The 26,558-nt window shown below is 58.6% G+C and carries 23 protein-coding genes and 2 pseudogenes; 13 read left to right on the forward strand and 12 right to left on the reverse strand.

All coding sequences use genetic code 11. The features are described 5' to 3' along the window. Positions 1-328 precede the first annotated feature (328 nt). A complete protein-coding gene (locus ACVWVQ_RS11535; RefSeq protein WP_457508558.1) occupies positions 329-1,072 on the reverse strand; it encodes an NUDIX hydrolase in 744 nt (247 codons plus the stop codon). 161 nt (positions 1,073-1,233) lie between these two features. Next, on the reverse strand, positions 1,234-2,457 hold the full coding sequence (locus tag ACVWVQ_RS11540; RefSeq protein WP_457508560.1) for an ABC transporter ATP-binding protein: 1,224 nt from the start codon (positions 2,455-2,457) through the stop codon (positions 1,234-1,236). A gap of 242 nt (positions 2,458-2,699) precedes the next feature. On the opposite strand from ACVWVQ_RS11540, the gene ACVWVQ_RS11545 reads away from it, so the two are divergent. The 4 genes and pseudogenes from ACVWVQ_RS11545 (at position 2,700) to apcD (ending at position 6,536) form a co-directional block, all read left to right on the forward strand. Next, positions 2,700-3,431, forward strand: coding sequence for an SDR family oxidoreductase (locus tag ACVWVQ_RS11545; protein WP_011431860.1), 732 nt, complete (start codon positions 2,700-2,702; stop codon positions 3,429-3,431). A 251-nt stretch (positions 3,432-3,682) separates the two neighbouring features. Next, positions 3,683-4,252 (forward strand): annotated as a pseudogene (gene folE / locus ACVWVQ_RS11550) (GTP cyclohydrolase I FolE); the annotation flags it as partial. A gap of 106 nt (positions 4,253-4,358) precedes the next feature. Continuing rightward, positions 4,359-5,858, forward strand: coding sequence for a type IV pilus twitching motility protein PilT (locus ACVWVQ_RS11555; RefSeq protein WP_457508563.1), 1,500 nt, complete (start codon positions 4,359-4,361; stop codon positions 5,856-5,858). 192 nt (positions 5,859-6,050) lie between these two features. Further along, on the forward strand, positions 6,051-6,536 hold the full coding sequence (gene apcD, locus ACVWVQ_RS11560; protein WP_011431857.1) for an allophycocyanin subunit alpha-B: 486 nt from the start codon (positions 6,051-6,053) through the stop codon (positions 6,534-6,536). A gap of 4 nt (positions 6,537-6,540) precedes the next feature. Here the strand turns inward: apcD and ACVWVQ_RS11565 are convergent, their stop codons facing one another. After that, entirely contained in the window at positions 6,541-7,224 is a 684-nt protein-coding gene (locus ACVWVQ_RS11565) for a HEAT repeat domain-containing protein (RefSeq protein ID WP_414329553.1), read from the reverse strand. Positions 7,225-7,316: 92 nt separating this feature from the next. On the opposite strand from ACVWVQ_RS11565, the gene rpsO reads away from it, so the two are divergent. The 5 genes from rpsO to ACVWVQ_RS11590 all read left to right on the forward strand — a co-directional run bounded on the left by rpsO (position 7,317) and on the right by ACVWVQ_RS11590 (position 13,401). Beyond that, entirely contained in the window at positions 7,317-7,592 is a 276-nt protein-coding gene (gene rpsO, locus ACVWVQ_RS11570) for a 30S ribosomal protein S15 (RefSeq protein WP_011431855.1), read from the forward strand. Positions 7,593-7,628: 36 nt separating this feature from the next. Next, positions 7,629-8,066, forward strand: a complete 438-nt coding sequence (locus ACVWVQ_RS11575) for a photosystem II biosynthesis protein (protein WP_457508565.1) — start codon at positions 7,629-7,631, stop codon at positions 8,064-8,066. 95 nt (positions 8,067-8,161) lie between these two features. After that, complete coding sequence (gene larC / locus ACVWVQ_RS11580; protein ID WP_457508594.1) at positions 8,162-9,355, forward strand: nickel pincer cofactor biosynthesis protein LarC; 1,194 nt, start codon at positions 8,162-8,164, stop codon at positions 9,353-9,355. A gap of 83 nt (positions 9,356-9,438) precedes the next feature. Further along, positions 9,439-11,466: an ABC transporter ATP-binding protein/permease gene (locus ACVWVQ_RS11585; protein WP_457508567.1), complete on the forward strand. Its 2,028-nt coding sequence runs from the start codon at positions 9,439-9,441 to the stop codon at positions 11,464-11,466. A 153-nt stretch (positions 11,467-11,619) separates the two neighbouring features. After that, positions 11,620-13,401 carry an NADPH-dependent assimilatory sulfite reductase hemoprotein subunit gene (locus tag ACVWVQ_RS11590; protein WP_457508569.1) on the forward strand — a complete coding sequence of 594 codons (1,782 nt, stop codon included), beginning with the start codon at positions 11,620-11,622 and terminating at the stop codon, positions 13,399-13,401. A gap of 9 nt (positions 13,402-13,410) precedes the next feature. On the opposite strand, the gene ACVWVQ_RS11595 is transcribed toward ACVWVQ_RS11590, so the two are convergent. Further along, positions 13,411-14,481 (reverse strand): 2Fe-2S iron-sulfur cluster-binding protein, encoded by a 1,071-nt coding sequence (locus ACVWVQ_RS11595; RefSeq protein WP_457508571.1) that lies wholly within the window; start codon positions 14,479-14,481, stop codon positions 13,411-13,413. A gap of 134 nt (positions 14,482-14,615) precedes the next feature. Between ACVWVQ_RS11595 and ACVWVQ_RS11600 the strand changes: the two genes are divergently transcribed. Next, entirely contained in the window at positions 14,616-15,440 is an 825-nt protein-coding gene (locus ACVWVQ_RS11600; protein ID WP_457508573.1) for a tetratricopeptide repeat protein, read from the forward strand. Between the two features lie 86 nt (positions 15,441-15,526). Here the strand turns inward: ACVWVQ_RS11600 and ACVWVQ_RS11605 are convergent, their stop codons facing one another. Further along, a complete protein-coding gene (locus tag ACVWVQ_RS11605; RefSeq protein ID WP_457508575.1) occupies positions 15,527-15,874 on the reverse strand; it encodes an STAS domain-containing protein in 348 nt (115 codons plus the stop codon). A 153-nt stretch (positions 15,875-16,027) separates the two neighbouring features. On the opposite strand from ACVWVQ_RS11605, the gene ACVWVQ_RS11610 reads away from it, so the two are divergent. After that, positions 16,028-17,245 (forward strand): glycosyltransferase, encoded by a 1,218-nt coding sequence (locus ACVWVQ_RS11610; protein WP_457508577.1) that lies wholly within the window; start codon positions 16,028-16,030, stop codon positions 17,243-17,245. On the opposite strand, the gene ACVWVQ_RS11615 is transcribed toward ACVWVQ_RS11610, so the two are convergent. Continuing rightward, positions 17,236-18,057, reverse strand: coding sequence for a Uma2 family endonuclease (locus ACVWVQ_RS11615; RefSeq protein ID WP_457508579.1), 822 nt, complete (start codon positions 18,055-18,057; stop codon positions 17,236-17,238). The two genes, ACVWVQ_RS11610 and ACVWVQ_RS11615, sit on opposite strands and share 10 nt — an antisense overlap. A gap of 207 nt (positions 18,058-18,264) precedes the next feature. Between ACVWVQ_RS11615 and ACVWVQ_RS11620 the strand changes: the two genes are divergently transcribed. Continuing rightward, complete coding sequence (locus ACVWVQ_RS11620) at positions 18,265-18,957, forward strand: response regulator transcription factor (protein WP_457508581.1); 693 nt, start codon at positions 18,265-18,267, stop codon at positions 18,955-18,957. An 87-nt stretch (positions 18,958-19,044) separates the two neighbouring features. After that, entirely contained in the window at positions 19,045-20,184 is a 1,140-nt protein-coding gene (lgt, locus tag ACVWVQ_RS11625) for a prolipoprotein diacylglyceryl transferase (RefSeq protein ID WP_457508583.1), read from the forward strand. Positions 20,185-20,258: 74 nt separating this feature from the next. On the opposite strand, the gene chrA is transcribed toward lgt, so the two are convergent. The 6 genes and pseudogenes from chrA to acsF all read right to left on the reverse strand — a co-directional run bounded on the left by chrA (position 20,259) and on the right by acsF (position 26,474). Further along, on the reverse strand, positions 20,259-21,530 hold the full coding sequence (gene chrA / locus ACVWVQ_RS11630) for a chromate efflux transporter (protein WP_414373773.1): 1,272 nt from the start codon (positions 21,528-21,530) through the stop codon (positions 20,259-20,261). 102 nt (positions 21,531-21,632) lie between these two features. Continuing rightward, positions 21,633-21,992 (reverse strand): O-linked N-acetylglucosamine transferase family protein, encoded by a 360-nt coding sequence (locus ACVWVQ_RS11635; RefSeq protein WP_457508585.1) that lies wholly within the window; start codon positions 21,990-21,992, stop codon positions 21,633-21,635. 247 nt (positions 21,993-22,239) lie between these two features. Then, entirely contained in the window at positions 22,240-23,436 is a 1,197-nt protein-coding gene (locus ACVWVQ_RS11640; protein ID WP_457508596.1) for a hypothetical protein, read from the reverse strand. Between the two features lie 7 nt (positions 23,437-23,443). Then, positions 23,444-23,812 (reverse strand): annotated as a pseudogene (locus ACVWVQ_RS11645) (tetratricopeptide repeat protein); the annotation flags it as partial. Between the two features lie 41 nt (positions 23,813-23,853). Further along, positions 23,854-25,335 carry a site-2 protease family protein gene (locus tag ACVWVQ_RS11650; RefSeq protein WP_457508587.1) on the reverse strand — a complete coding sequence of 494 codons (1,482 nt, stop codon included), beginning with the start codon at positions 25,333-25,335 and terminating at the stop codon, positions 23,854-23,856. Positions 25,336-25,382: 47 nt separating this feature from the next. Beyond that, positions 25,383-26,474 carry a magnesium-protoporphyrin IX monomethyl ester (oxidative) cyclase gene (acsF, locus tag ACVWVQ_RS11655; RefSeq protein WP_457508589.1) on the reverse strand — a complete coding sequence of 364 codons (1,092 nt, stop codon included), beginning with the start codon at positions 26,472-26,474 and terminating at the stop codon, positions 25,383-25,385. Between the last annotated feature and the right edge of the window lie 84 nt (positions 26,475-26,558).

The following is a 26,558-nucleotide window of genomic DNA, read 5'->3' on the forward strand; positions in this document are numbered from 1 at the left end:
AAACAGAAAGATCAACTGGTAGTAATCCGTACTGAACATATTATACATTATTTTCAGTATAGTTGAGCTTATTATTGACTAGAGTCATGCTCCACCCGCTTATGGAAGGGTGCAGCGTTAAAGGTGAAGTAGAAGTATCTGGGGTGTTTTGGCATCTCAGTAGTTGAGGAGATGGCGTCCCCCACGAGGATATAGGCCCTCGTGTAGCCCATTGCAACGAAGCGCGAGGAGCGTGGAGCGATGGAAAAAATCCCCCGGCTTTAGCCCTGGGGAGAACGTTAACGATCTGGCTGGACTGGCCGGATTAGCATTGGTGAGCTGGGATCCCTTAGACAAATACCATTGGCTTATGACGGATTTTCTCGAAAGCAGCCGCATCAAAACGGTAGAGGGTTGCCGGTCTGCCTGTTCCTTGGGAACTTTTCTGGCCGGTATCTTGCAAGATACCCAGTTTCAGTAGGCGGGCGCGAAAATTGGAGTAGTCGGAGAACCCCTCGCCCAAAACGGTGCCGTAGAGCTGATAGACCTCCCCTAGCGTGAAGGTGGCGGGCAAAATGTCAAAGGCAATCGGGCTGTACTCCAACTTGGCGCAGAGGCGACGGCGGGCATAGCGGCAAATCTCTTCGTGGTCAAAGGCTAAAGAGGGAATTTGGTCGGCGGGATACCAGGCAATGCCCTCCACTCCGTCTGCCAGCAATTCAGCATCCTGGAACCGCACCAGGGCAAAGTAGCTGACCGACAGGTAGCGCACTCCATAGCCATCCTCGGCCTCGCGGGGATCCCGCTCCGGCCCCCCGAAGGTGTAGAGCTGCTCCAGATAGAGGTTTTTAACACGAATTTTCTCCGCCAAGATGCGGTAGGCCGCTGCTTCTAGGGATTCTGAGCGCCGCACCAGTGTTCCTGGCAGGGCCCAGCAACCGCGGAAGGGATCCTCCCGCCGCCGCACCAGCAGCACCAGAAGGCGATTCTGCTCAGTGTCGATGGAGAAAATGACCGCATCCACGCCCACCCGGAACTCCGCCATGGCGATCCGGTTCTCCGATGGGCCTGCCACGATGCGGGATCCCTGCATAGCTTGGCACTGAATCCTCCACCAACAGCCTACCCAGTTTGTCCCTCCAGAGGGAGCTACCAGCCTGGACCACCGTCTTGCCAGTCTAAGCCCTATCTGGGGCGAAGGCTTTCGTGTCGCGGGGAAGATGGGTTGCTAAAGGTGTGCAAAAGAACCCCGACTCAGGCAACACTTTTACTTTTTGCGCGATTTGGCTCTTTTTCAGCCACGGAGGACCCCTCAGCGAGGGGGAACAGCCGACCTTGCCCAACAGCAATGTGAACCCGCGCGCCCACAGGCAGGGCTTCCCGGGCTAGGGCGTGCAATTCTTTGCCGGCTGCTGTGATCAGGGAATAGCGGTACTCTCGCCCCAAAAACTGTCGATCCCGAATGACAATGCCGCCCTGAGGATCAGGATGCAAATGCAACTCCTCCTGTCGAACCATCAACTCTGCGCAGCGCAAGCTGGGGTCGGGCTGATCCCTCAAAGCCTGGAATGGGATGTGCAGCAGCTCTTCAGCCTGCCAACCCAACTCCCGCCGCTCACAGCGCAGAAAGTTGGCCTGGGTAACAAACTCTGCCACGAAGCGAGTAGCCGGCTCCCGGTAAACCTCCTCCGGGGATCCCCATTGCTCAATACGGCCTTCCCGCATCACCGCCACCCAGTCGGAGAGGCAGAGAGCCTCCTCTTGGTCGTGGGTGACAAAAATGGCCGAGGTCTGGGTTTGCTTGAGGATTTTGCGGATTTCTTCCCGCAGGTAGTAGCGCACCTGCACATCCAAATTGCTCAGCGGCTCATCCAACAGGATCAAGCTAGGCCTGGGGGCCAAAGCCCGCGCCAAAGCCACCCGCTGCTGCTGCCCGCCCGAAAGCTCGTGGGGATAACGATGGGTGTAGTCTTCCAGGCCCACCAACCGCAACACCTCGTAAGCGCGTTCCCGCGCCTGTTGGGCAGCGCCTCGCAACTCAGCTCGCAACTCAGTTGAGGGGGAGCGATTGCCACCCCCTGCCGCCGACGCAAACGGGGTAGTGGGTCGGAGGCCAAACATCACATTGGCCAACACGTTCAAGTGGGGAAACAGGGCAAAATCCTGAAACACCAGCCCCACTCCCCGTCGCTCCGGTGGGATCCACTGCCCCTCCCCAGCCACAACCTGCCCCCCCAGCAGGATCCGCCCGCTATCCGGCTGCTCAAATCCGGCAATGGTGCGCAATAAGGTGGTTTTCCCACAACCTGATGGGCCCACAATGCTGAGGATGTCTCCTTGGGGCAGGCGAAACTCGACTTCCCGCAAAACCAACTGCCGCTGGCCGGGAAACCCCTTGCTGATGCCCTCAAGCTGAAGGATGTAGGAGGGATCCTCCCGCGCGGCAGTGGGACTTGGAGAAAACAAGAACTCAGCCATGACGGTTTTTGTTGCAAAAGATTTTCACCATTTTTACCACACTACCATGTCCCCGGATCCCGTCCAACCGGATCGAGATCCAACAGCCAGCAGCCAGATCTTGAGCAGGACAGAATAAGGTTTCTACGCCTCGCCCTGATTCCAAGCGAAGCAGCGGAAAATCAGTGTTAAACTTAGTTAACGAAGTTTCTCAGGCCTGGGCGGCGCTTGCTTGTGTGGCGCACTCCAGAGGCTTGTTGTAAATGAGTTTTGAGACAAAGTTTCCCGAACGTGCTCTGATTACAGGGGCCAGTCGAGGGATCGGCAGAGCTGTAGCCCTAGCCCTAGCCCGACAAGGGATAGCGGTGGCTCTGGTGGCCCGTTCCCAACCTGATCTGCTGGCGGTGCAAGCCCAAATCCAAGCCCAGGGCGGCAAGGCAGCGGTTTTTCCCATGGACTTGGCCGACTTAGCAGCTCTGCCCCAGCAGTTGCAGGCTCTCCTGGATCGATTTGGCGTCTGCGATGTCTTGGTCAATAATGCGGGCATGGCCCACGTTGGCCCTTTGGCCACCTTACCCTTGTCGGATTGGCAGCGAGTGATCGACTTGAACTTGACGGCGGCTTTTCTGTGTGCCCAAGCCGTACTTCCCGGAATGCGCCGGCAGCGCTGCGGCACGATTGTCAACGTCATCTCGATTGCGGGCAAGCGAGCTTTTCCCAACTGGGGAGCTTACTGTGCCAGCAAGTTCGGCCTAATGGGCTTTTCTCAAGCTTTGGCCGAAGAGGAACGACAGCATGGCATTCGGGTCACCAGCCTGTGCCCTGGCGCCGTGGACACGTCCCTCTGGGATACGGGCACGGTAGGGGTCAACTTCGACCGTTCCAAAATGCTCTCGCCGGAATGGGTAGCCGATTTGATTACCTATATTGTTCGGTTGCCCACAGGTGCGGTGGTGGAAGATCTCACCTTCATGCCTGCGGTGGGAGCCTTTTAGACCTGGCTGGTTTGGGGTTGCCCGTGACTTGGGAGGGTTTTGGCTATCGCAGCCTTTGACTGGATGCCACCTGAGCTGAGTTGCATGCACCGAGTTCTCTTAGCCTTTCGTTAACCAAGGAATATCCTGCTATGACCCTTGCGAAACCCGGATCTGGCTCGCAATCTCGAATGGATGACAAAGCCCATTTCAAGTCTCGGGTGATTCGAGATCGAGCCACTTTTGCGGAAGAAGAATTGGGTAGCTCGGATGTCTCAGATCCGGCTATGGTGGCGGCGGTGGAGACGCTGCTGCGGGGGATCGGGGAGGATCCCCAACGGGAGGGGCTGCGAAAAACCCCGGAACGAGTGGTTGCGGCTTTGAAGTTTTTGACCAGTGGGTATCGGCAGTCTTTGGAGGAGCTACTGAACAGTGCCATCTTTGATGAGGGCCATGACGAGATGGTGCTGTTGCGGGATGTGTCTCTGTTTAGCCTGTGCGAGCACCATCTGCTGCCCTTTATCGGCAAAGCCCATGTGGCCTACATCCCCAGGCAAAAGGTGGTGGGCCTAAGCAAAATTGCCCGTATCGTCGAGATGTACTCCCGCCGCCTGCAGGTTCAGGAACGCCTGACACGGCAAATTGCTGAGGCCTTGATGGAGGTGCTGGATCCCTACGGGGTGGGGGTGGTTATCGAGGCTACCCACATGTGCATGGTGATGCGGGGGGTACAAAAGGCCGGCTCCTGGACGGTCACCAGCTCGATGGTGGGGGTGTTTCAGGAGGATCCCCGTACCCGTGAGGAGTTTTTGAGTCTTATTCGCCATCCGTCCAATTTTTAGGGAGCTTCCCGGAGCTTTGCCGGTGGTTGGGTTGAGTTAACCCTCTGCTCAGGCTGGGAATACTAGCCTAAGATTGACTCAAACCCTGCCAGAAGCGAGGCTTGTCATGAGCGAGGTCAGCCCCGAAAACCAGTTTCCCACCGATTTGGACTCCAATTGGCAGCCCCCGGCTCCGCCGGTCATGCAGCGTCCGCCTCGTCCGGCTGCTCCGGTGCCCCCGGTGGAGCCCCCAACGCAACTGGATCCGGTGCTGGGTTCAGCTTCCCAAGGGATGGGATCCCGGCCTGCCAATGCCAAAAACCCCCCCAACCCCATTCTGGGTCGGCCCATTCCGCCTGGTGTGGCTGTCGCTCCCCCTCAGGTGCCTGTGCCTGTGCCCGATCCTGTCGCTCCCCCTCGAATGCCCCCGCCCACTCCGGCTCCGGCTGCTGCTGCTCGGCCTCCAGTGCCGCCACCTGTCCCCAATCCTGCCGCTCCGCCTTTTGCGCCACCAGCCCGCCCAACGGCTGCCGGTCGGATCCCGGTGGCTCCAGCTGCTCCTGCGGGCCTGACCCTGCGCCAACTGGTGCAGGAAGCCTATGACAAAGGCTACTCAGATATTCATTTGGGGGTGGGGGAAGTGCCTCGCTTTCGGGATCGGGGGCAAATGCTTTTGACCAACTACCCGGTCACCACCACCGAGATGTTCTATGGCTGGCTGCGGGAAAGCCTGCCGGAGAGCCAAATTCGCCAGTTTGAGGAATGTTTGGAACTGGATACTGCCATCCAGTACGAGGGTTTGGTGCGGTGTCGGGTCAACTGCTTTGTTTCCCTTCTTGGCCCGGCTATGGTGATGCGTCTGATCCCGTTGAAAATTTTGACGCTGGAGCAGTTGCGGGCGCCGGAAGTCTTGAAGCGCATTGCCGAAGAGCACAAAGGCTTGGTTTTGGTGACCGGCCCCACCGGCTCCGGTAAGTCCACGACCTTGGCGGCGATGGTGGACTACATCAACTCCAACTTTCCCAAACACATCATTTCCATCGAGGATCCCATCGAATTTGTCCACCAGAGCAAGAAATCAATGGTGCGGCAGCGGGAGGTCGGGATCCACACCCTGGAGTTTGCCAATGCCCTGAAAGCCTCGCTGCGGGAAGATCCGGACATCATCCTGATTGGGGAGATGCGGGATCGAGAGACAGTGGATATTGCCCTGAAGGCCGGCCAGACGGGCCACTTGGTCTTTGGAACCCTGCACACCAACAGCGCCGTCCGCACCATCGAGCGTCTGCTGGGGATTTACAAGCCGGAAGAACAGGAGCCGATGCGTCTGCAGCTGGCAGAAACCCTGGTGGCGATCATCGCTCAAACCCTGGTGCGCACCACCGATGGCAAGCGAGCTGCGGCCCACGAGATCATGCGCAACACCGATGCCATTCGGGACTACATCAAGCGGGGGGCGGTGGATGAAATTGAGGAGCTGATCGCCGACGGCTCCTATGAGGGCATGTGTACCATGAATCAATCCCTGTTTAGGCTTTACCAAGAGGGGCGGATTACCGAAGAGGTGTGTCTGGAGGCTGCCCCGCGCCGCAATGAGATGGCCCAATGGCTGCGAGGCCGGATCTAGGGCCAGTCTCGAGATGGAGTCATGCCAAAGTGCTTGAGGGAAGGTTTGCCCTATCCTAAACTGGGAGCAGCCGGCGGCGCTGGCTTGCCGAGCTACCTGCTCATCTCTTGGGCCGACCTTGGGCTGGGGGGATGGGTTGCTGGATTGATGAACCGAATTGAAAGCAAGTTAGAAAACAGGAGAATCCCTACCGTGAGCGTGATCAACCAGATCATCGAGACCGCGGATGACCAGCTGCGTTACCTCTCAGTTAGCGAACTGGAAGCCATCAGGAATTACATGACCACCGGCGAGAGGCGCTTGCAAATCGCTCAGGTGTTAGCAGAAAACAAAAAGCGCATCATTGACCAGGCCCAGAAGCAGCTATTCGCCAAGCGGCCCGAGTACGTGCAACCCGGTGGCAATGCCTACGGTGACAAGCGCTACAACCAATGTTTGCGAGATTACGACTGGTATCTGCGTCTGGTGACCTATGGCATTATTGCCGGCAGCAAAGAGCCGATTGAGTCTATCGGCCTGATAGGGGTGCGGGAAATGTACAATGCCCTCAACGTACCCATCGCCGGCATGATCGATGCGATTGTCTTTTTGAAGGAAGCTGCCCTCAGCTTGTTGGAGCCGGCGGCAGCCGCTGAAGCCGCCCCTTACTTTGACTACATCATCAATGCCATGAGCTAGGGAACTACAGGGATCCCAAGGCAGCCCGGGCATGTACGGCCACCTGTTCTTGGGAATCCTGGGCCAGCCGGGTCAGTCCGGCGCGAGCGGCTTCTGTTCCCAACTTGGCCAGGGCAATGCAGACGCGGTAGCGCAGTTGCCAGTCGTCGGAATCAATGAGGGGATCCAGGTAGGGGATGGCCCGCGGATCCCCCAGATCGCCCAAGGCAGCGGCAGCGGCTGTGGTGATCAGCTCGCTCTTGTCCTGCAAAGCTTCCACCAGAGTGTCGAAGGCGGCAGGGTTCCCCAGCTCTCCCAGGGCAGCGATGATGCTAAACCGTACCAGCCACTCCGTTTCTCGCCGATAAGCTTCCAGGAGATCGGCCAGGGCCTGTGGCTGCTTGAGATCCCCCAGGGCAGCGGCGGCAGCAGCCCGCACATCGAACTCCGGATCCTCTCGCAAAGAGCGCTGCAAAATGGGCAACAGTAGGTTCGGATCGACGCCAGACAGGGTGCCCATCTGGCTGATGGCAGCATAACGGACGCGGGCATTCTCGTCGTGAATCGCTCGCTGCAGCAATGTCAGGGCTTCTGGCCCAGGCAGTTCTCTGGCTTTGTTGACAGCGCGCAGCCGATTTCCCAAGTCTTGTGAGTTCAACAGCTCCAGCAAAGCGGGCAGTGCCGGAGGATCCCCAGAGGTTGTTGTCATATCCCATTCTCTCCATAACCCTCCTCGGCCATAGCGAGGGAGGAAAAGCCGATGTTATTATCTTGAAGCAGTGCATCCAGTCCCTTGATCTTATGGCCTTATTGCAACAAGAGAAGCAGCAGATCATTGAGAGCTATCGACTGCACGACACCGACACCGGTTCTGCCGAGGTTCAGGTGGCTCTGCTCACCAGTCGCATCAACCAGCTCTCTCAGCACCTTCAGAGAAACCCGAAGGATTTCAACTCCCGCCGCGGCCTGCTGATGATGATCGGTCGTCGCAAGCGTTTGCTCAACTACATCGCCAAGCATTCTCCTGACCGCTTCCGGGAGCTGGCCGAACGGCTGAACATCCGGGTGAAAAAGTAGGCAGCCCATCCAAAACGCTATCGGAGATCTGTCTTCGTGGGCAAATCCAGCCGCCAGTCCAAAACCTTTCGCCGTCGCTCCCCCTCCGCCTCTGTTGAGGTGGAGAAGAAGCCGGCCAAGAAGGAGCCTGTTGCCGTGATTCCCCCTGAGGTCAGCCGGCGGATGGTGCGGCGGATTCTGGTGTTTTCTGGGATCCCTTCGGGGCTAGGTCTGAGCAGCTTTTTTGTGAATTACTATCTCTTGACCAACCATGTGGTCGCTCTGCCCCCCTACTTCACCTTGGCGGAGTCGCTAACTTTGTTTGGCCTTGGTTTTTTGGGCATCAGCTACGGTGTGTTCTCAGCTTCCTGGGATCCCCAGCCCGGATCCCTGCTGGGCATTGGAGAGTTTCGGCGCAATTTGGGCAACATCATCCAACAGTGGCGGGAATCTGCTGCCCGATCTTCTGAATCTTCTGACTCTGGAGAAGCTTGATTCTTCTCCCATCGCCTTTTCCAGGCCGGTTGCTGCCTACAATCAAGAGGGATCCCATCCATCCCGGCGGCAGCGGCTACCCCCAGTTCTCCAGCATGAAAATAGCCTACTTCGACTGTGCGGCGGGCATTGCCGGCGATATGTGTCTAGGAGCCCTGCTGGATTGCGGGGTGCCTTTGGAGTACCTCAACCGTCAGCTCCAGGCGTTGGGCATCGAGGGGGAATATAGCCTGCAGGTGAGCCGGGTGCAGCGGTGTGGGCAGCCTGCTCTGCAAGCTGTGGTGGAGGTGCTGGGATCCCAGAGTGGGGGATCCCTTGCTCGGCATTGGGCAGAGATTCAGGCTTTGATCGCGGGATCCCAGCTTTCCCCAGCCATTAAGGCCCGCAGCTTGGCGGTGTTTGAAAAGTTGGCGCAGGCGGAAGCAAAAGTCCATCAGATGCCTGTGGAAAAAGTGCACTTTCACGAAGTGGGGGCAGTGGATGCTTTGGTGGATATTGTCGGCACTTGCATTGGCCTGGATTGGCTGCAGGTGGAGCGGGTGTTGTCATCCCCCCATCCTGTTGGGGGCGGCTGGGTGAGCACAGAGCATGGCAAATTGGCCGTGCCGGTGCCGGCGGTGATCGAGCTGTGGGAAATGGGCCGCGTGCCGGTGTTCAGCAACGGGGTGGAAGCCGAGCTGGTGACCCCCACAGGAGCAGCCTTGGCCGTGGCGTTGGCGGAAGAGTTTGGCCCCTGTCCGCCGATGCGGGTGGAAAAAGTGGGGCGTGGGGCCGGTGCCCAAGAGCTGCCCATTCCCAATGTGCTTCGTCTGTGGATTGGGGAAGCCAATGGGGGAGAGCTAACGGAAACGGTATCGGTGTTGCAAACCCAAATCGACGATCTCAACCCCCAAGTGATTGCCTACACCTGCGAGCAGTTGTTGGCCCTGGGGGCCTGGGACGTGTTTACCCAGCCGATCACCATGAAACAGGGGCGGCCGGGGATCCTGCTTACCGTCATCTGTCCGCCGGATCGGGTGCCGGAGTGTCAAGATCTCATCTTCCGGGAGACCACCACCCTGGGCATTCGCCACTTCCAACAGCAGCGCACCCTACTGGAGCGGGTCATTGAGCGGGTGGAAACCCCTTACGGCCTGGTAGACATCAAGGTAGCCCGCCACCATGGCCGCATCGTCAACGCTCAGCCGGAGTTTCGCGACTGTGTGGCCCGCGCCCAGGAGTTTCACGTGCCGGTTCAGACGGTGTGGCTGGCGGCCCAATCGGCTTGGCAAAACCGGTTGCAAGGTTGAAGAGACACCGAACCTGTTCCACCCCCAATGGAATTTGCTCCTATTGAACACAGATTGGCACCCATGGCCTGCTAGCCTGGGAGATGTCGATCTTGCTCTCTCCGCCGACCACAACAATGGAATCCCAAGCCTCTCAATTTAACTTTGACCGCAAACTGTGGGATCGGTTTATCACGGTGGCCCAGCCCTACTTTTACCCCAGAGTACGCTATGGGGGCTGGATCTTTTTGGGCTTGCTGGCAGCGGCCATGGTGTTTGTGGTTGCCCTGATGTTCTTTGTGGAGATTGGGGTAACTTTGGTCGGTCAGGCCCTGTTCCCAGAGTTTTTTACCAATGTGGCAGCCGGATTGGTGGCCCAAACGGAGAGAAACTTGTCCTCGCCAGTGCTGTGGGTAGCCGCGATCAGCTTGGCTTTGAGCAGCCTTTGTTTTGGGGCGGCGTGGCGGCAGCTTCGCCAGCGCTGGTTGCAGTGGGTGCTGCTCACCTTTTTGCTGTTTCTGTCGCTGACGGTCAACCGGCTGAACGTGATGATCAGCTTTATCTTTCGGTTTATCGACACAGCTCTGCAGCAAAAAGAAGAGCCCACTTTCTGGCAATTTTTGATTATTTATGGAGTGCTGATTATCTCAGCTATTCCCATTTTGGTGATCTACCGCTACACTCGCCTCAAGCTAGGGCTGTTTTGGCGAGAATGGCTGACCGATCATTTTCTGGATCGCTACTTCAATCAGCGGGCTTACTACGAGCTGGATTCCAACACCGCCAACACCGAAATCGACAACCCCGACCAGCGTATATCAGAGGATGTCCGCTCCTTTACCGGCACCACCCTTTCCTTCCTGTTGGACATCCTTGACTCGATTCTCACCCTCTACGCCTTCACCGGCATCCTCTACGGCATTTCTCGTCCGTTGGCGTTGGGTCTGGTGGTCTATGCCACTATCGGTACTGCCATCGCCATTTTGGCCGGTCGCAAGCTGATTAAAATTAACTTCGATCAACTGCGCTATGAAGCCGATTTCCGCTACAGCTTGGTGCATGTGCGCGACAACGCCGAGTCCATCGCCTTTTACCAGGGAGAGGATCAAGAACTCAGGCAGATTTTGCATCGCTTTGGTGCGGCCTTGCGCAATTTTAACTTGCTGATCATCTGGCAGGCCATCATCGATATTTTCCAGTACGCCTACAACTATTTCACCCGCATTGTGCCCTATGTCATCGTGGCTCCCCTTTATTTCAGCGGCGTGCGAGACTTCGGCACCATCACCCAGGCCACCATTGCCTTCAGCCAGGTGTTGAGCGCCCTCTCCATTGTGGCCAACCAGATCCAGAGCATTTCCAGTTTTGCCGCCGGGATCAACCGCTTAGGCTCCTTTCACGAGTCTCTGGAAGATCCGGCGCTGCGCCACACCAGCGCTCGGGAAAGCAACATTCAAACTCGCATTGCCCAGCAATTGGCGCTGCACCACGTCACTTTGCTCACCCCCAATTCAGAACGAACCCTGGTTCGGGATCTCTCCTTCGCCTTGGAAGCCGACCAACGGCTGCTGATTGTCGGTGTTAGCGGCAGCGGCAAAAGCTCTCTGCTGCGGGCCATTGCCGGCCTATGGACCAACGGCAAGGGATCCATCGCCCGCCCAGATACCCAGGAGATGCTCTTTTTGCCCCAGAAGCCCTACATGCTGCTGGGATCCCTGCGGGATCAACTGCTCTATCCCAAACGCCGCCGAGACCTCACCGATGAAGATCTCATCCGAGTCTTGGCCCAGGTGAACTTGGGGGACTTGCCGGAGCGGGTGGGCGGCTTTGATGTGGAGAAAGATTGGGCCAGCACCCTCTCCCTTGGGGAGCAGCAGCGCCTTGCCTTCGCCCGCATTTTGATCACTCAGCCCCGCTACGCCATCTTGGACGAGGCCACCAGCGCCCTGGATGTGGCCAACGAAAAACTGCTCTACCTGCAGCTGCAACACCTGAACACCACCTACATCAGCGTCGGCCATCGTCCCACCCTCTTGGCCTACCACGACCTGGTTTTGGAGCTGCAGGGGAATTGTGCCTGGCAACTGTGGTCGGTGCAGGAGTATGGTGCCCGCCTAGCCCTGGCCAGCTAGCAGCGCCGACATCTCCAGCTGACTCAAATAACAAGTTTTGCGGGTTTGGGACAAAACCCGGATAGGAGGCTGACTTTTCCAACTGGACGCCGCCCAAGGGAGGTGATAGCCTGTTATTCACAAGTATTCCGACCGGTTTACCGGAGATCACCAATGCCCCCCATGATCCCATCCGAGGCCAAGCGCTCCAAGGTGGAGCAGATCAAGGCAGACAGCCACTTTCTACGGGATCCCCTTCAGCAGGAGCTGGCCCAAGACACCACCCACTTCAGCGAAGCAGCGGTGCAGGTGCTCAAGTTCCATGGCGCCTACCAGCAGGATGACCGGGATCTGCGGCAGCAACGGAAGCAGGAAGGATTGGAGCGGGCCTATTCCATCATGTTGCGCACCCGCATCCCCGGGGGACACGTGCCCCCGCAGCTTTATTTGACCCTGGATCGGCTGGCCGATGAGTACGGCAATGGCACCCTGCGAGCCACAACGCGGCAAACCTTTCAGTTGCATGGGATCCTCAAGAAAAACCTCAAGGCCACCATAGCCAGCATTCTCAAACAGATGGGATCCACCCTGGCCGCCTGCGGCGATGTCAACCGCAACGTGATGGCACCGGTTGCCCCCTACAAAAATCGCCCTGCCTATCGCTATGCCCAAGAGTATGCCCGCAAGCTGGCGGATCTGTTGGCTCCAAAAACCTCTGCCTACTACGAGATCTGGGTGGATGGCGAGCCCATTCCCATCCCGCCGGTGGATGAGGAAGTGCGGGAAGCAGAGCAGTTTGTGGGCAACGGGGTGAGGTTAGAGGGCCCAGAACCCCTGTATGGCCCCGTCTATTTGCCCCGCAAGTTTAAAACCGCCATCACCGTAGCTGGGGAAAACACGGTAGATGTGTACTCCCAGGACTTGGGCTTGATTGTGCTCACCGACCGCAAGGGCAACCTCAAGGGCTTCAACATCGTGGTAGGTGGCGGGATGGGACGCACTCACGGCAAGGAAGAAACCCAGCCCTTGCTGGCCCAGAAGCTCTGCTTTGCCCCTCCGGAGGCGGTGTATCGGGTTTGCCAAGCGGTTTTGGCCGTGCAGCGAGACTACGGCAACCGGCACGACCGCAAGCAGGCGCGGTTGAAATACTTGGTGAGAGACTGGGGGATCCGCAAGTTTCGCCGTGTGGTCGAGCAGTACCTGGGGGAGAAGTTATTGCCCTTCCGGCGCATGCCCAAGTTTGTCCCCAACAGCGACGACTACCTAGGCTGGCACGAGCAGGGGGATGGCCGTTGGTTTTTGGGCATCTCCATTGAAAATGGCCGTATCCAGGACACCCCAGAGCGACAGCTCAAAACGGCGCTGCGCCGGATTGTGGAAGCCTTTTCTCTGCACGTGCGGCTGACCCCCACTCAGGATTTACTTTTCATCGACATTGCAGAGCAGCAGCGGGAGGCCATCAACCAGATCCTCAAGTCCCACGGGGTGCTCTCCAAAGAAGAGATCCCTCAACTGGTGCGGCTGTCGATGGCCTGTCCGGCGCTGCCCACTTGCGGCTTGGCTATTACTGAGTCGGAGCGAGCTTTGCCAGGGCTGGTGCGCCAGTTGGATCGGCTGTTGCAGGAGCTGGATCTGCAGGATTCGCCCTTTTTGGTGCGCATGACCGGCTGCCCCAACGGCTGTGCCCGACCCTACCTGGCCGAGCTGGGATTGGTGGGATCCGCCCCCGATGGCTACTACCAGATTTGGCTGGGAGCCAGCCCGCAGGGGGATCGCCTGGCGCAAGTGTTTCAGGATCGGGTACACATCAGCCAGATCGTGCCGCTCATGAGAGTTCTCCTGCAGGTCTACAAGCAGGAGCGCCGTCCTGGCGAGAGCTTTGGAGATTACTGCCATCGGGTGGGGATCCCCTATTTGCAGGCCCAAGTTCAGCAAAGGGATGGCGTTTTTGCCTAAAGGGATCCCTCAAAAACGAGACCAAGCCTGTAGCCATTCCCGGAGCGCTTCCAGCCATCCAAGCGGTTCAGGCTTGGTTGCTTCTGGAGCTTGCTCCTCGCCAGTCGGCAAGCTGACGGGGTTGGGATGCACCCTGTAGACTCGGATGGGTTTGGCGTTGGGAACGGGTTTCACCGAAAGAGGCTCCACCTGCAGGAGTTGCCCTTCCATGGCTCGATACACAGCTGCCGAGATGAGCAACCGGGAGCTCTGTTCCTCAGACTGTTCCCCCCCTTGCGAAACATCCTCAACCGACTCCAGCCAGGTGGCAAACTGAACCGACTTCCCGAAGGCGGACAACCGCTGCGGATCTTGGGGATCGAGGGGCAGCAAAAGGACTGGGCCGTAGTGGATCCCGAGGGTGAGCTTAACCTGGGGGTAGGAGAGTTGCCGCAGAGACCTATTCAACTCCGCCACCGACTGTCCAAGCGCCAATCCCGCCTGCAGTGCCTGCTGTACGGCCAGCTCGGGTTGTTTTAAGCCAAACAAGGCCAGACTTCTCAGCCCGCTCTGGTTGGCCAGTACTCCCCCATATTGCTGCACCAAGGCCCCCATTTGGGCGAAGTAGCGACCCAAGGTGTAGACAACATCGTAGGGAAAGTTCTCCTCGTCGAAGTTGGCCGTCCCCCGCAGGGAAGCGCTGAGAATGGCGGCGGTGACTTGGCTGCCGACCGAATGGGCCTGCAATTGATGTTGGGCCACTTCCACATCTGCTTTATCGATCACCAGCCGTTGCAGGGTGACATCTCCAGTGATGCGGGTTTGACAGGCCAGACGAATATGTACAGGAAGGTCTAGCCGTTGAGCTAACTTCTTCTCGGCAGGAGTCATGCTGCGGCAGTTTTGGCTGCCTTCCAAAATCAGGATGCGACAGGTGGAGCAGGCGGCATTGCCCCCACAGGCATGGACATGGCGCACCCCCGCCTTGAGCAGATTTTCCAGAACCGTGAGCAGGGGATTGGCTTCCAAGGTGAGGTTGTCGGGGTAACAGGTGATCCGCATGGTTAAGAGGGAGTGAGGGGTGGCAAAAAGATTCAGCACTACCTAAATTCAGTACGGCATTGCCCTCCCCTTGGATGCTGTTTTCAAAAGTTTTGGGTATTGGGTAACCTCACCCCGCAGCCTGCCCCGGCGCCGATGATAGAGTACAGAGGAGTCTTCTGCGCGAGCCCTTTATGCCTCAGTCCAAACCCCAAGAATCCCCAGCCCGCAAGCTCCTCAACATTTTGCTGCTGGTGGTGGGCACGGTAACTTTCTTGGGCTTCTCCTTTGGCCCGCTATTCCAGGCCCTCGGGCCTTCCGAATCTCCAGAGGCCAGCCGGGTAACCGAGCAACTGCGGGCCCAGGCAGACGGCTATCGCGTCGTGCTGGAGCGGGAGCCGGATAACCCCATTGCCCTGCGGGGGTTGATCGACACCCAACTGCAATTGAACGAGCCGCAAGGGGCAATCGAGCCGCTGAAGAAGCTGGTGGAACTGGAGCCCGAAAATCGGCAACTGCGAGCCTTTTTGGCCGAAATCCAGCAGGATACGGGGGATTTTGAAGGGGCATTAGAACAGCTCCAGATCCTTTACGAGGGGGATCCCAAAGATGGCCAGGTGCTGCAGCAGTTGGTGGATGTGCAGCTAACCCTGGGCCGCACCTCTGAGGCCATTGCCCTGCTGGAGAAGCATCTTGAAGAAGTGCCGGAAGATAAAGATGTACGTTTGCGCTTGGCCTTTGTCTACGCCCGCAACAACCAGACTGAGAAAGCTGTAGTCCTCTACGACAAGTTGATTGCGGCAGATCCCAGTGATTTCACCCCCGTGTTGGGCAAAGCCATAGCCCTCAGCTCCGCCACCGATGAAAACCTACGGGCAAAAGCGCCTGAGCTGTTTGAGCAAGCAGCCCGGCTGGCCCCGCCCCAAGTTCGGGAGCAAATCCAGCAGCAAGCAGAGATTTATGCTCAGGTGAACCGGCCCCAGACGGTCGAGAGGCAAAACGATAACCCCACTCCCTGAGCGGGTTTTCAACCTCTGGGCTAATCCCGGGGTTGGTAGGATCCTGTTGGTACCATGGCAGTTCTGAGTCGACCCAATAGAAAGAGCTACGGAAAAGACTCAAGCGCCTTTTCTACAGAGGGGTAGATTTCGTAAATGGTATCCAAACCGACGATGGCGAAGAGCAGCTTGACCTGCTCCTGCAGGCTGCAGAACTTGAGTTGATAGCCTAAAGTGCGGCAATGGCGATGCGCCCAAACCAGAACCGACAACCCCATGCTGTCGATCAGGCTAACCTGACTAAGATCCAACAAGAAATGCCCCGGTTTCTCGGTGAGAATTTGGCTTAGCTCTTTCCGTACCTCGCGGGCAATCGCGGCGTTGAGCCTTTCACTGTGCAATTTCACAACTGTAACAGGGGATCCCTTGTGGCTGAGCTGGATGAAGACATCCATGAAGAGCCCGGCAGGTTTGAGGGGGAATGGGCACAGGCACGATGGAACCAAACTGATTTTGAATTGCTAAATCACCATGAGTATGAGTTTGTCCTCACTGGGCTTCTCTTGCAAGCATTCTTGGACACTTTTCCCTTACAGGTTAGAACTGGCATGAACGGGATCCCTGCCTGGGCTGGAGATGCTGCCGCCCTGAGTCTATTGGTTATGCAAGTGCCGATGCTGGCGGTGCTGCTGGCGCGGCTGCTGCCCTCTTTGCGGCGCCCTTCCCCTCTGCCTCCCGGTCAGCCTGGGATCCCTTTGCAGCCGGGCTTGGTCAGCGTGTTGTTGCCCACCCTCAACGAAGCCGAGCGCATCGATCCCTGCCTAGAAGGATTACACCAACAGAGCTCCGTCCTGCGGGAGGTGCTGGTGGTGGACAGCCGCTCTCAAGATGGCACCCCCGAAAAAGTGCTGCAGATGGCTGAGCGGGATCCGCGCTTCCGTCTGGTAACCGACGATCCCTTGCCCAACGGATGGGTGGGGCGCCCCTGGGCCTTGCACTATGGATTTCTCCAGTCGGATCCGGCCTCTGAGTGGATCCTGGGCATTGATGCCGATACCCGTCCCCAGCCAGGATTGGTGGAGCGCCTGCTGGAAACTGCCCAGGCCCAAGGTCTGGATCTGATCACCCTGGCACCGCAGTTTATCTTGCAGCACTGGGGGGAAGGCTGGCTGCAACCGGCTCTTTTGGTAACCCTGATCTATCGCTATGGGGCAGCCGGAGACAGGGCTACCCTGCCAGAACGGACGATGGCCAATGGGCAATGTATGCTGGTGCGCCGGTCGGTGCTGGAAGCGATGAATGGCTACACAGTGGCGCGGGCTTCATTTTGTGACGATGTGACCCTGGTGCGGCAGATTGCGGCAGCGGGCTTCAACGTGGCCTTTGAGGATGGTCGGCATCTGCTCCAGGTGCGGATGTACACTTCCTTTGGCGAAACTTGGCGGGAGTGGGGGCGGTCTTTGGATTTGAAAGATGCCACCCCTGTGGCCCAGTTGTGGGGGGATATGGCGCTTCTCGTCCTGACCCAAGGGATCCCTGGGCTGGCGGCGGTGGGTTTACTGGGCATGATCGGCTTAGGGCTTTCCCTCTCCCTGACGGAGCAATTGCTGTTGGGGCTGAACTTGGGGTTGCTTGCCCTACGGTTGGGTGTGCTCGTGGGGATTCGCGGCTCCTATCAAGACCCCCCCTGGACGTTTTGGATCTCTCCGCTGGCGGATCCCTTGGCCGTTCTGCGGATAATCCTATCTGCCCTCAGCCGACCCCGGTCTTGGCGAGGGCGCACCTACTGGGGAAATGGGGGGATATCAACAGATAGTCAACAATAGTCGGTTGCCGCATCAGGATCCAACCCCAGTTCCCGCAACTTTGCCGCTAGGCGTCGTTGCTCCGAGCGGGCTTGTTCGAGAGCTGCCTCTGCCGCCTCGGCCCGTTGCCGTTCCTGTTCAGCCCGCTGCCGCTCCTGTTCGGCCCGCTGCCGCTCCTGCTCTATATATTCACTCCCCCACAGCAGCAAACTCCCATCGGCAGTCCACCACCGCAACCAGTTGGCTTTGGTCTCGGCTTTTTGTCCCCGCCACACCCCCAAAAACAAGCCAATCTCCGGGATCCAGTAGCGACGGTTTTCATCCGCCGATACAGGGGTATAGCGGCCATTCTCCAGGCGGTAGACATCCAGCTCACCGGTTTTGGGATGAAAGATTACATAGACAGGCACCTGCAAAATGCGCTCGTAGAAATACCATTTTCCATAGGGATAGTGGGGATTGATGGAGTACTCGCCGCCCTCGGTTTCGGAGATGAATTCCATCACAATTGCCGGGGGATTCCCTTCTAAGTGTGGGGTATAGCTGCGGCGGATCTCTCCTTCGGGAATCGGCTGTACTGCGGGCACATAAACCCAGTCGGGGGCTTTCACCACCACCTTGTCCCCGACAGTGCTGCAAAGGCCAAAGTTGGAGGCGATCAAAGCCTGGGCAGGGATCCTCTGAGCGAGTTCCAATGCCTCACGCAGAGCAGCAGCCAAAAGGGGCTGTAAGGTGCTTTCCACAGGCTCATCCGGCAAGGGAAAGTCTTCCGGCAGTTTTTCCCATCGAATGGGAGGTAGGGGCGGGGTGAGCCGAACAGGAGAGAGGGTCATGGCTTAGGATACTCATGGTGATAAGGTACATGAATGCCTTTTGAATAACTCAAAGCACTTGCTGATATCAACCCCAGGCAATTCCACAAGGTTGGTGCAGGCTAGGACGGATTCAGTCATCTCGACTGCCAATCCATACGGTTGAGATATGCTTGGGGGCAATGAGCAAGTTTTTCGGCGTCTTCCTTGGATTCAGCAAGAGAGCGTATGCCAGAGCCTGAACCCTCTTCTGCCCACATTCTAGTGATCGAAGATGAAGCTAAGCTGGCTCGTTTTGTGGAAACGGAGCTGACCTGTGAGGGATATCGAGTCAGCGTAGCCAGCGATGGCATGGCCGGGTTGAGGGCAGCCTGCGACCAAAACCCCGACTTGGTGCTGTTGGACTGGATGTTGCCTGGCATCTCAGGTTTGGAAATTTGTCGGCGACTGCGCTCAACGGGCAACCGCGTGCCCGTGGTGCTGATGACCGCCAGAGATGAGGTGTCGGATCGAGCAGCGGGGTTGGATGCCGGGGCGGATGATTACGTGGTCAAACCCTTCAGCATTCAGGAGCTGCTGTCTCGGATACGGATCTATTTGCGGCAGCCAAAGCGATCCCGCGATGGCCAGTTGGTGTTCATGGATCTGATTCTGGATCCCGTAACGCGGGAGGTAACCCGGGGAGAGCGACAGGTGGAGCTGACGGCCAAAGAATACGACCTGTTGCGCTACTTGATGGAACACCCCCGTCAGGTGCTCACCCGCCAGCAGATTTTGGAGCATGTGTGGGGGCTGGACTACATGGGCGACTCCAACATCATCGAGGTCTACATTCGCTATTTGCGCCTCAAGATCGAAGGCCAAGGGGAAAAGCGCCTCATCCAGACCGTGCGTGGGGTGGGCTACGTGCTGCGGGAGTAGGGGTATGGGGATCCAAAACCCCCCAGTGGAATCTTGCCTGTGAGGTTAGTTGAATTGAGGGATTTTGGGGTGCAGAGCGTGTTGTTGATGAACCTATGGAGTGCAGGGCTGTTGGGTCTCACCTTCAGCTCACCTGGAGAATTTGTCTTCCGTTTTCCCCCTGGCACCCCGCTGGTGGGAGGGCTGGGCCTGCGCTGGTATGGCCTATTGATGGCAGTGGCCGTGTTGGTCGGCTTGATCTTGACCAAAGCACTGGCCGAATCCCGTCATTTGGAGAAAGAACCCGGCAAAGCCGGCGAACGGGTGGAGCTACTGGCCCTGTGGCTGGTGGTGTCTGGGTTTCTGGGGGCCAGACTCTACTACGTCATCACCCATTGGTCAGAGTTCAGAGATAGCCCCCTCTCGGCCTTCGCCATTTGGCAGGGGGGCCTCATCATCCATGGCGGGGTGCTGGCCGGTGCTCTGGCTCTCTACTTCTATTGCCGCGCCACCGGGATCCACGGCTGGAAGTATGCCGATGTTCTCACCCCTGGGTTAATTTTGGGCCAAGCCATTGGGCGCTGGGGCAACTTTTTCAATTCCGAGGCCTATGGTGCCCCTATTCCCCCGGACAGCCCTTGGCCGCTGCGGGTGTACATTCCTCCCCAAGCTCGCGAGCCGGAATACAGCCAGTTTGAGTTTTTCCACCCGATCTTTTTCTACGAGAGCATCCTCAATCTGGCCCTGTTTGCTCTGTTGATGGGGATGTTCTGGCGATTCCCCAAGCTTAAAGATGGCACTTGGGTTTGGACGTATGTGGTCGGCTACAGCTTGATTCGCATCCCTTACGAAATCTTGCGCGTGTCGGCGGTGGCCTATCTGCCGGGAACTTCCATCAAAGCCGCCTATGTAGCCAGTGGCTTGGGCTTGGTGATCGGGATCGGCATGTTGATCTACATGTACCGGCTGCGCTTCGACCCCGATTTGGAACAACTGGCAGCGTGGTTATCGGAGCAAGCGGGATTAGCGCCAGAAGCAGCCCAAAACCTTCTGGAACGGGCTTGGGCTATTCAACAGAGACATCGCCGCGCCGACCTGTTGGATCGTGTCACCCTCGCCATGCCCCACTTTCCCGGCACCCTTGCCCCTCACCTGTCTCTTGGCCAACGGGAGCTGCTCATGCGGCAACTGTTTTGTCGCCTGGAAGGCAGGGATCCCTCTGAGGAAGGGCTGGCCCAAGCCAGTTAGTGCCGTGGCCATCAGGCTGAATCAGGGTCATTCCCTCACCCCCAAGGAGAAAGCAGGGCCAGGGAGCAAAACCTTTAGGCCAGCAGACCTCGGGCCAGCAAACCCGCCCCCCCTCCCATCAACACCAACAGCCAAGTGGGCTGGCGAAAGCGCATCAAGGCAATGAAGGCCGCTACCCCGATCCCCAAAGCCACCAGCGAAGCGGGAGTTGTTTGTTGTAGCAGCGCATTTTGGGCCAAGGGCACTGTAGCCGCAGCAACAGCCCCCAGGGCCGTTGGGGTAATTGCCTGCAGGGATCCCTTCACCCAAGCATTGTGCCGTATGCGCAACAGAACCGGAGCTGCCAGCAAAATAAAGGCAAAAGAAGGGGCAAAGATGGCCACTGTTGCCGTCAGGGCCCCCAGCACCCCTGCCACCTTGTAGCCGATAAAGGCTGCCGTCAGCACCACCGGGCCAGGAGTAAATTGCCCAATGGCCACCCCATCCAAGAACTCTGTCGGCGTCAACCAGCCCAACTGATCCACCACCTCGTCGGCGATGAAGGGGATGATCACCAGCCCTCCCCCGAAGATGGCGCCGCCTACTTTCAGGAAAAACAAGGTCAAAGGCCAGAAATAGGCACCAATCCGCTCCAGACCCCAAAAGCTGCTCAGGATAAGGGTTTCCGGTGGAACCGTGGCCACTACCGTCTGGGCCAACGTCAATACTGGCCAAGGGAGTAAAATCGGGATCCCCGATAGTGGGCCTTTTTTGGGCCCATACAGCAGCAGCCCCACCAGAGCCGCCAGCCCGAACAGCAACAGGATATTCACCCCCCCAATCAGCAGCAGGGCAAAGGCCGCCACCGCGATCAGCCCCCGGCTCCAATCCTTCACAGCTTTACGGCCCAGTTTCCAGCAAAAGGCCAGGATAATGGCGATCACCACCGGGGCCACCCCAAAAAACATCCCCTCTAGCTGCGGCACCCCCTGAAAGCGAAAGTAAAGCCAAGAAAAAATCACCTCGATCACAAAAGCAGGGGCAATGAAGCAAATCCCCGCCAGCACCGCCCCCAACCAGCCTGCCCGCACATAGCCGACATAGATCCCCATCTGGGTAGAAGCTGGCCCTGGCAACATTTCACATAGGCCCACCCCTTCGGTAAATTGTTCCTGGCTCATCCAGCCCCGCCGGATCACCGCCTCATCGTGTTGCATGGCGATGTGGGCTTGGGGGCCGCCGAAACCCAGGGATCCCAGCCGCAGGAATACCACGGCAATCTCTTTCAGGCGCGTTGAAAGGGAGGGCAAGTTGTCGGGGGCGTTTTCCGGCCTGGGGAACTGACCGGGAGCAGACTCAGAAGACATGGGCAAAGCCCGGCAAGACAACCCCGCCTATCCTGCCATCTGTCCGGGATCCCTTCAAGAGGACAACACTCGCCCGTTTATCCTTTCACCCAAACTACCCCCTCAGGTCTTCAGGCTTCGCAACCACTCTTCCAGAGCGCGGATCGGCGCGGGATCCCGGTAGACGCGATCTTGACGTGCTTTCACCTGCTGGCCCATTTGCTCTCGCCACTCTGGATCCAAGCCCAACTGACTGGCAATCTGGACGTATTCATCGAGGGTGTGGGCGATGGTATCCAGGATCCCCATCTGCTGCAGGATGGCGTAGGTGTGGCGGCCCCGCAGCAGGGATCCCGGCAGGGTGACGATGGGCAGCCCGTGGGGCAGGGCTTCCAGGGTGGTGTTGCCCCCTGACCAGCCGAGGCTATCCAGGTAAATATCCCCCAGGGCGTTGTAGGCGGCATATTCTGCAGGCGAGAGCATGCCTCTAACCCCCAAAACCCTGAACTTTGCTGAATTTACTGAGCTTTAGGCGGTTTGGCAAAAGTCATTGAGAGGGATATAGTAGACCAAGTTTCCCCCTGATCCTTGAGTCCACCGCAACGGTTGCCGGGAAGTGAAGGGGGAAAGCGCTCGGGGGGTATTCCTCAGGGCTTTGCGGGATACCGCCTTCCTGCTCAGAGATAGGCAGGATGCGATCGCTTCTTTCCTGAACCATGTTCAGGAGAGTTCAGCGTGAATGTATCAGTTCCGGTAGGAGCACCACATACTCTTCGGCAGCTAGGTCATAGGCCTGAAAGGCTCGTCGCAGCCGCTGCCAAAAGCGCTCGCGGATCCCTTGGGAGAGGCGGCCCCGCAAAAATAGAAATTGACACTTCCCCACTTCCCGGGCGATGCGGGGGAACACCTCGTCGTACTGAGGTAAGTACTTGAATAGGGATTGGGCGCAGAGGTAAAGCACCCTGTCGGGATCCACTCCCCAAGCTTGCCAGTCCACAGGGGCGGGGTCAACTTCTAGGGGAATATAGTAGGTGCCGATGCCAGGCAGGGGCAGGAGCTGCTCGGTGTAATGGCCGGCCCCGTCCGGCGGCTCCATGAGCTCGCTGCTCAGGAAAACATCGATGGTGGGTAGCCCAGAGGTTTGTGGATGTCCCCAGGCCATGGCCTGCACGGGGGCCAAACGCAAGGCGGCCAACGGGGTGCAGACGGGATCGATCCCCACTTCGGGATACAGGATCACATCCAACTGGGCTTCTCGAATGGCCGTCTGCCATTCCTCCAAGCTGCGGGATCCGGCCACAAAGCGCTCGAAATAGGGGGGTAGGGATTGGGTGATTTCATCGTGAACGGGAGAGGTGTGGAAGCCGTAGAGGGCCACTTGAGCACGATCCAGGGCTTCTACCCAGCCGCGAGTCAAGATCTTCCAAACGGAGTGATCCCGAAACAGGCCGGAGACAATGCCCACCCGCACTCGGCCAGGATGTCGCTGCCAGAGGACGGAGGGCTGGGGATAGCGGGCCGCCATCACGTCCCTCACCAAGGATCCGTAGAGCTGCTGCAGATTGCGGTCGTTCTGGCCTTGGTAGGGCAAAAAGAAGGGTTGGACGGAGCCGATCCCGGCAGCTGCTCGCTCCAGGGTTTCGGGATCCCGCGGCAGTTGTTCCCAGCGGGCCTTTACCTGTTGTAGGGCTTGGCGGTAGCGCTCCCGGGCCACGGGAACTTGGTCTGCCGAGGCGTACAGCAAGGGCAACTGGCTCACACACCACCCCAGGGCAGCGGCCAAGTCGGCGGGATCCGCTTGCCAGAGTTGGTAGAACAGCTCCGCCGCTTCCTCCTCCCGGCCACAATCCCGCAGCAGGATGGCCAAGGTGTAGGCAGCATCGGCAAAGGTCCGGCTGCAGCTCCAGGGCCTGTCCCAAGGGGACAAGGGCCGCCTCCAAATCCTCCTGCTGCCGCAGCACCAGCCCCAGCTGGTACAAAACTTCCGCGTCCGGCCCCCCCTGCTTGAGAACAATTCCCAAATTAAAGTGGGCGTCGGGAAACCAGGGCTGGTGGGCAAGGGCCTGCCGGATCAGGGCAATCGCGTCGTCCAGGGATCCCTGTTGCTGCCGACAGACCCCCAAGAGGTGCAGTGCCTCGGGGTGGGTGGGCTGGGCTTGCAGCACCTGCTGGTAAAGTGAGACAGCCTGTGGCCATTGCCCTGCCTGGTGATGGCGAACGGCTTGGGCCAACAGACGCTGCAGGTGCTCTCCTCTGTCCTTTCCAGCTCTGCCTAGGCCAAAGCCTTTCCCCGGTCCAGACACAGTGAGCTCCTCTCGCCGGCGGATCCTGGGCCTCTAACCCATCAGCCGTTGGGGAAATTGAGAAAGCCCGCCAAGGCCGGAGCAATCGGCAACAGGGTCATGACCATCAAAAAGAGGGCCAGCAATGCCAAAGCATCCCGCTGACCGTCGGTTTCAGTAATCTCATCCTGCGGTGGACGCTCTGGCTCGCGGGCGATGAACAGGATCAGCAGCGCCCAGTAGAGGGCCAAGACGTTGCTGATGGCCGCCACCGCCAAGGCAATCAGGGTGATGAAGGTGGCGCGGGCCGCCGTCTTCCGCCCGTACACCGCCTGCACAATGCGACCCCCGTCCAGCTGCCCTGCCGGCAGCAGGCTCAAGGCGGTGATTGCCAGGCCAATCCAGCCCACGGCAACAAAAGGATGAATGGGAACCAGCTCCGCCTGCAACTGGGATCCCAGCACCAGCCGGGCCAGAGTGCCCACTAGGATGGAGCTGCGGAAGATCTCGGTGGGCACATACAGACCCTCGGAGCCGGAGAGCTTCAGGCCAGCCAAGAGCACCAGCAGCGACAGGATCCCGCTCGCTGCCGGGCCGGCAAAGGCAATGTCGAAGAGGGCCTTGCGGCTGGGCACCGGCGATTGGATGCGGTTTAGGGATCCCAGCGTGCCGATCCCCAAGCTGGGGATAACAAAAGCAGGGCTGAGGCGCACGCCGTACTTGCCCGCCATCCAGCGGTGTCCGGTCTCGTGCACCAGCAAGATGGCGAAGATCCCGGCTGCCACCGGCAGGGCTTCCACCCAGCGCCCTGGCGCATCCAGCAGCCGGAAGCCCAAGAGATTGGCTCCCACCTCCAGGGTGGCAAGAAAGCTAGCCAGCAGCAAGCCGGCTGCCAGGATCTGCGCCCCTCTTGAGGCTCGGTAGTTGACAATCTCATCCGGCAAGACCACCACCGCCGGCTTTTCGGAGGCATCTTCCACCAAAAACAGTTGGTAGCGGCTGCCCAGCCGCTCCTTTAGCCTTCCCAAAAGCAGCGGCACCACTACCTCCGCCTCCCCGCGCAGGTTGCCCTTGAAGATTGCCCCCTCTCCGTAGGGTATGGTCTCGGTAACGAAGAAGGTGTCCAGGCTGAAGATGGACTGAATGGCCTGCAGATCCTCAGCGGAGATCCTGCGAAGAACCACTGTTGGCTCCGCCGCAGCCCGCGCCGGCGATTCTGCTGCAACTTCTGGCTGCTCCTCCAACTGGGCCAGCTGCTGCCGCCGCGCCTGCAGCTCCTGCTGGGCCAACTGGCGGGTCTTGCGCCCCACGGCAATGTAGAGCCCCGTAAACACCAGCAACAGCAGCAGGAAACCGGCAAAGTTGAGGTAGATTCCCAGCAGCAACAGCCCCAGGAAAACCACCCACGGCAACAAGAGCAGGGATCCCTGTAACCACACCCAAACGGCTAAGGATCCCCGCCGACGGGCTCTCCAGAAGCCCCAACCCAAAAAGGCCAGCGTTCCCAGCAAAAAGAGCGGCGTAATCTCAGCGGCAATGTTCATGGCTGACCTATGAGGCTGTACGGGTACCAAGCTGAGGGCAAGACGGCTCAAGCAGAAACAGCCGTTCCTTCAAAACGGGGCTCCGGCTGCTCCCACAGGTAGAAGCCAGCTTTCCGAGGTTTCAGGAGGAACAGCCGCAAAAACTGATAGAAGTTATCCAAGTAGAGGGGCAGCTTGCGCAAACCCTTGAAGGGGCCGGATCCCCGGGCAATCTCCCTCAGCTTGGCGTTGTTGGCCACACACTTCTGCAGCCGCCGCACAAACTCAGGGTTTTCCACATCCAACACCACCGGAAACACCTTGGCCGCCTCGCGGTTGGTCTTGTAGATCACCTCCATGTCATAAGCATGGGGATCCAAGCCGATGAGGCGGTAGAAATCGGGGCGCTCTCCCACATCATTGAGGTACATGGTGGCGAACACCGACAGCAAGAAGAAGCGGCACCACAGCTTGGCCACCCACCCCTGCAGCAGCCTGGGCTGGCTCAGAAGCATCAGCGCGAAGAAATCGCCGTGGCGGTTCTCGTCCTGGCACCAGTTCTTGAAGAAGTTGAAGATCGGGTAAACGCGATCCTCGGGGTGGGCCTCCAGGTGGCGGTAGATGAGAATGTAGCGCCAGTAGCCAATCTTCTCCGAGAGATAGGTGGCATAGAAGATGAAACGCGGCGCGAAATAGGTGTAAGACTTGTGCTTAGTGAGAAAGCTCAGGTCGAAGGCCATGTTGAAGTCGCCCATGGCGCGGTTCAGAAAGCCGGCATGGCGGGCCTCATCGCGGCTCATCAGGGCAAAGCACTCGGCCAAAACGGGGTTGGTCTCTTTTAGCTTGCGCGACAGCTCCTTGTAGAGGAGAAAACCGGAGAACTCGGCTGTACAGGAGCGCTCCAAGAACTCCACAAACAACCGGCGCGCCTGCGGATCCAGGCGGCTTTCCCAGTCTTGGTTGAACTCCTCACCCCGGACGAAGTGATGGCGGTTGTAGTCGGCGCGAAACTCCTGCAGGATGGCCCGGAAATCGGCCTCTCGATCCCCTAAGCCCATTTTGCCGATGGCCTCGAAATCGGTGGTGTAGAAGCGCGGCGTCAGGATGGTCTCGGTGGGCACTCGCGCTTGAGTTTGAGCAGCTTGCAAACTGGGACTCATAGTGATTTAAAGCGGATGAAAAGGCCAGGTATACTCTCGCAGTTTACCAGCCTCTCTGGCCGTCGTGGGGATAAGAAGTGTTAC

This window comes from Thermostichus sp. MS-CIW-36, assembly GCF_054059035.1.

Coding starts and splice junctions, on each gene's coding strand:
- rpsO (WP_011431855.1), top strand. CDS start 7,317: ATGGCCTTATTGCAACAAGAGAAGCAGCAGATCATTGAGAGCTATCGA.
- ACVWVQ_RS11545 (WP_011431860.1), top strand. CDS start 2,700: ATGAGTTTTGAGACAAAGTTTCCCGAACGTGCTCTGATTACAGGGGCC.
- ACVWVQ_RS11565 (WP_414329553.1), bottom strand. CDS start 7,224: ATGACAACAACCTCTGGGGATCCTCCGGCACTGCCCGCTTTGCTGGAG.
- ACVWVQ_RS11620 (WP_457508581.1), top strand. CDS start 18,265: ATGCCAGAGCCTGAACCCTCTTCTGCCCACATTCTAGTGATCGAAGAT.
- ACVWVQ_RS11610 (WP_457508577.1), top strand. CDS start 16,028: ATGAACGGGATCCCTGCCTGGGCTGGAGATGCTGCCGCCCTGAGTCTA.
- ACVWVQ_RS11635 (WP_457508585.1), bottom strand. CDS start 21,992: ATGCTCTCGCCTGCAGAATATGCCGCCTACAACGCCCTGGGGGATATT.
- acsF (WP_457508589.1), bottom strand. CDS start 26,474: ATGAGTCCCAGTTTGCAAGCTGCTCAAACTCAAGCGCGAGTGCCCACC.
- lgt (WP_457508583.1), top strand. CDS start 19,045: ATGAACCTATGGAGTGCAGGGCTGTTGGGTCTCACCTTCAGCTCACCT.
- ACVWVQ_RS11535 (WP_457508558.1), bottom strand. CDS start 1,072: ATGCAGGGATCCCGCATCGTGGCAGGCCCATCGGAGAACCGGATCGCC.
- ACVWVQ_RS11555 (WP_457508563.1), top strand. CDS start 4,359: ATGAGCGAGGTCAGCCCCGAAAACCAGTTTCCCACCGATTTGGACTCC.
- ACVWVQ_RS11600 (WP_457508573.1), top strand. CDS start 14,616: ATGCCTCAGTCCAAACCCCAAGAATCCCCAGCCCGCAAGCTCCTCAAC.
- larC (WP_457508594.1), top strand. CDS start 8,162: ATGAAAATAGCCTACTTCGACTGTGCGGCGGGCATTGCCGGCGATATG.
- ACVWVQ_RS11585 (WP_457508567.1), top strand. CDS start 9,439: ATGTCGATCTTGCTCTCTCCGCCGACCACAACAATGGAATCCCAAGCC.
- ACVWVQ_RS11540 (WP_457508560.1), bottom strand. CDS start 2,457: ATGGCTGAGTTCTTGTTTTCTCCAAGTCCCACTGCCGCGCGGGAGGAT.
- ACVWVQ_RS11615 (WP_457508579.1), bottom strand. CDS start 18,057: ATGACCCTCTCTCCTGTTCGGCTCACCCCGCCCCTACCTCCCATTCGA.
- ACVWVQ_RS11605 (WP_457508575.1), bottom strand. CDS start 15,874: ATGGATGTCTTCATCCAGCTCAGCCACAAGGGATCCCCTGTTACAGTT.
- ACVWVQ_RS11590 (WP_457508569.1), top strand. CDS start 11,620: ATGCCCCCCATGATCCCATCCGAGGCCAAGCGCTCCAAGGTGGAGCAG.
- ACVWVQ_RS11650 (WP_457508587.1), bottom strand. CDS start 25,335: ATGAACATTGCCGCTGAGATTACGCCGCTCTTTTTGCTGGGAACGCTG.
- chrA (WP_414373773.1), bottom strand. CDS start 21,530: ATGTCTTCTGAGTCTGCTCCCGGTCAGTTCCCCAGGCCGGAAAACGCC.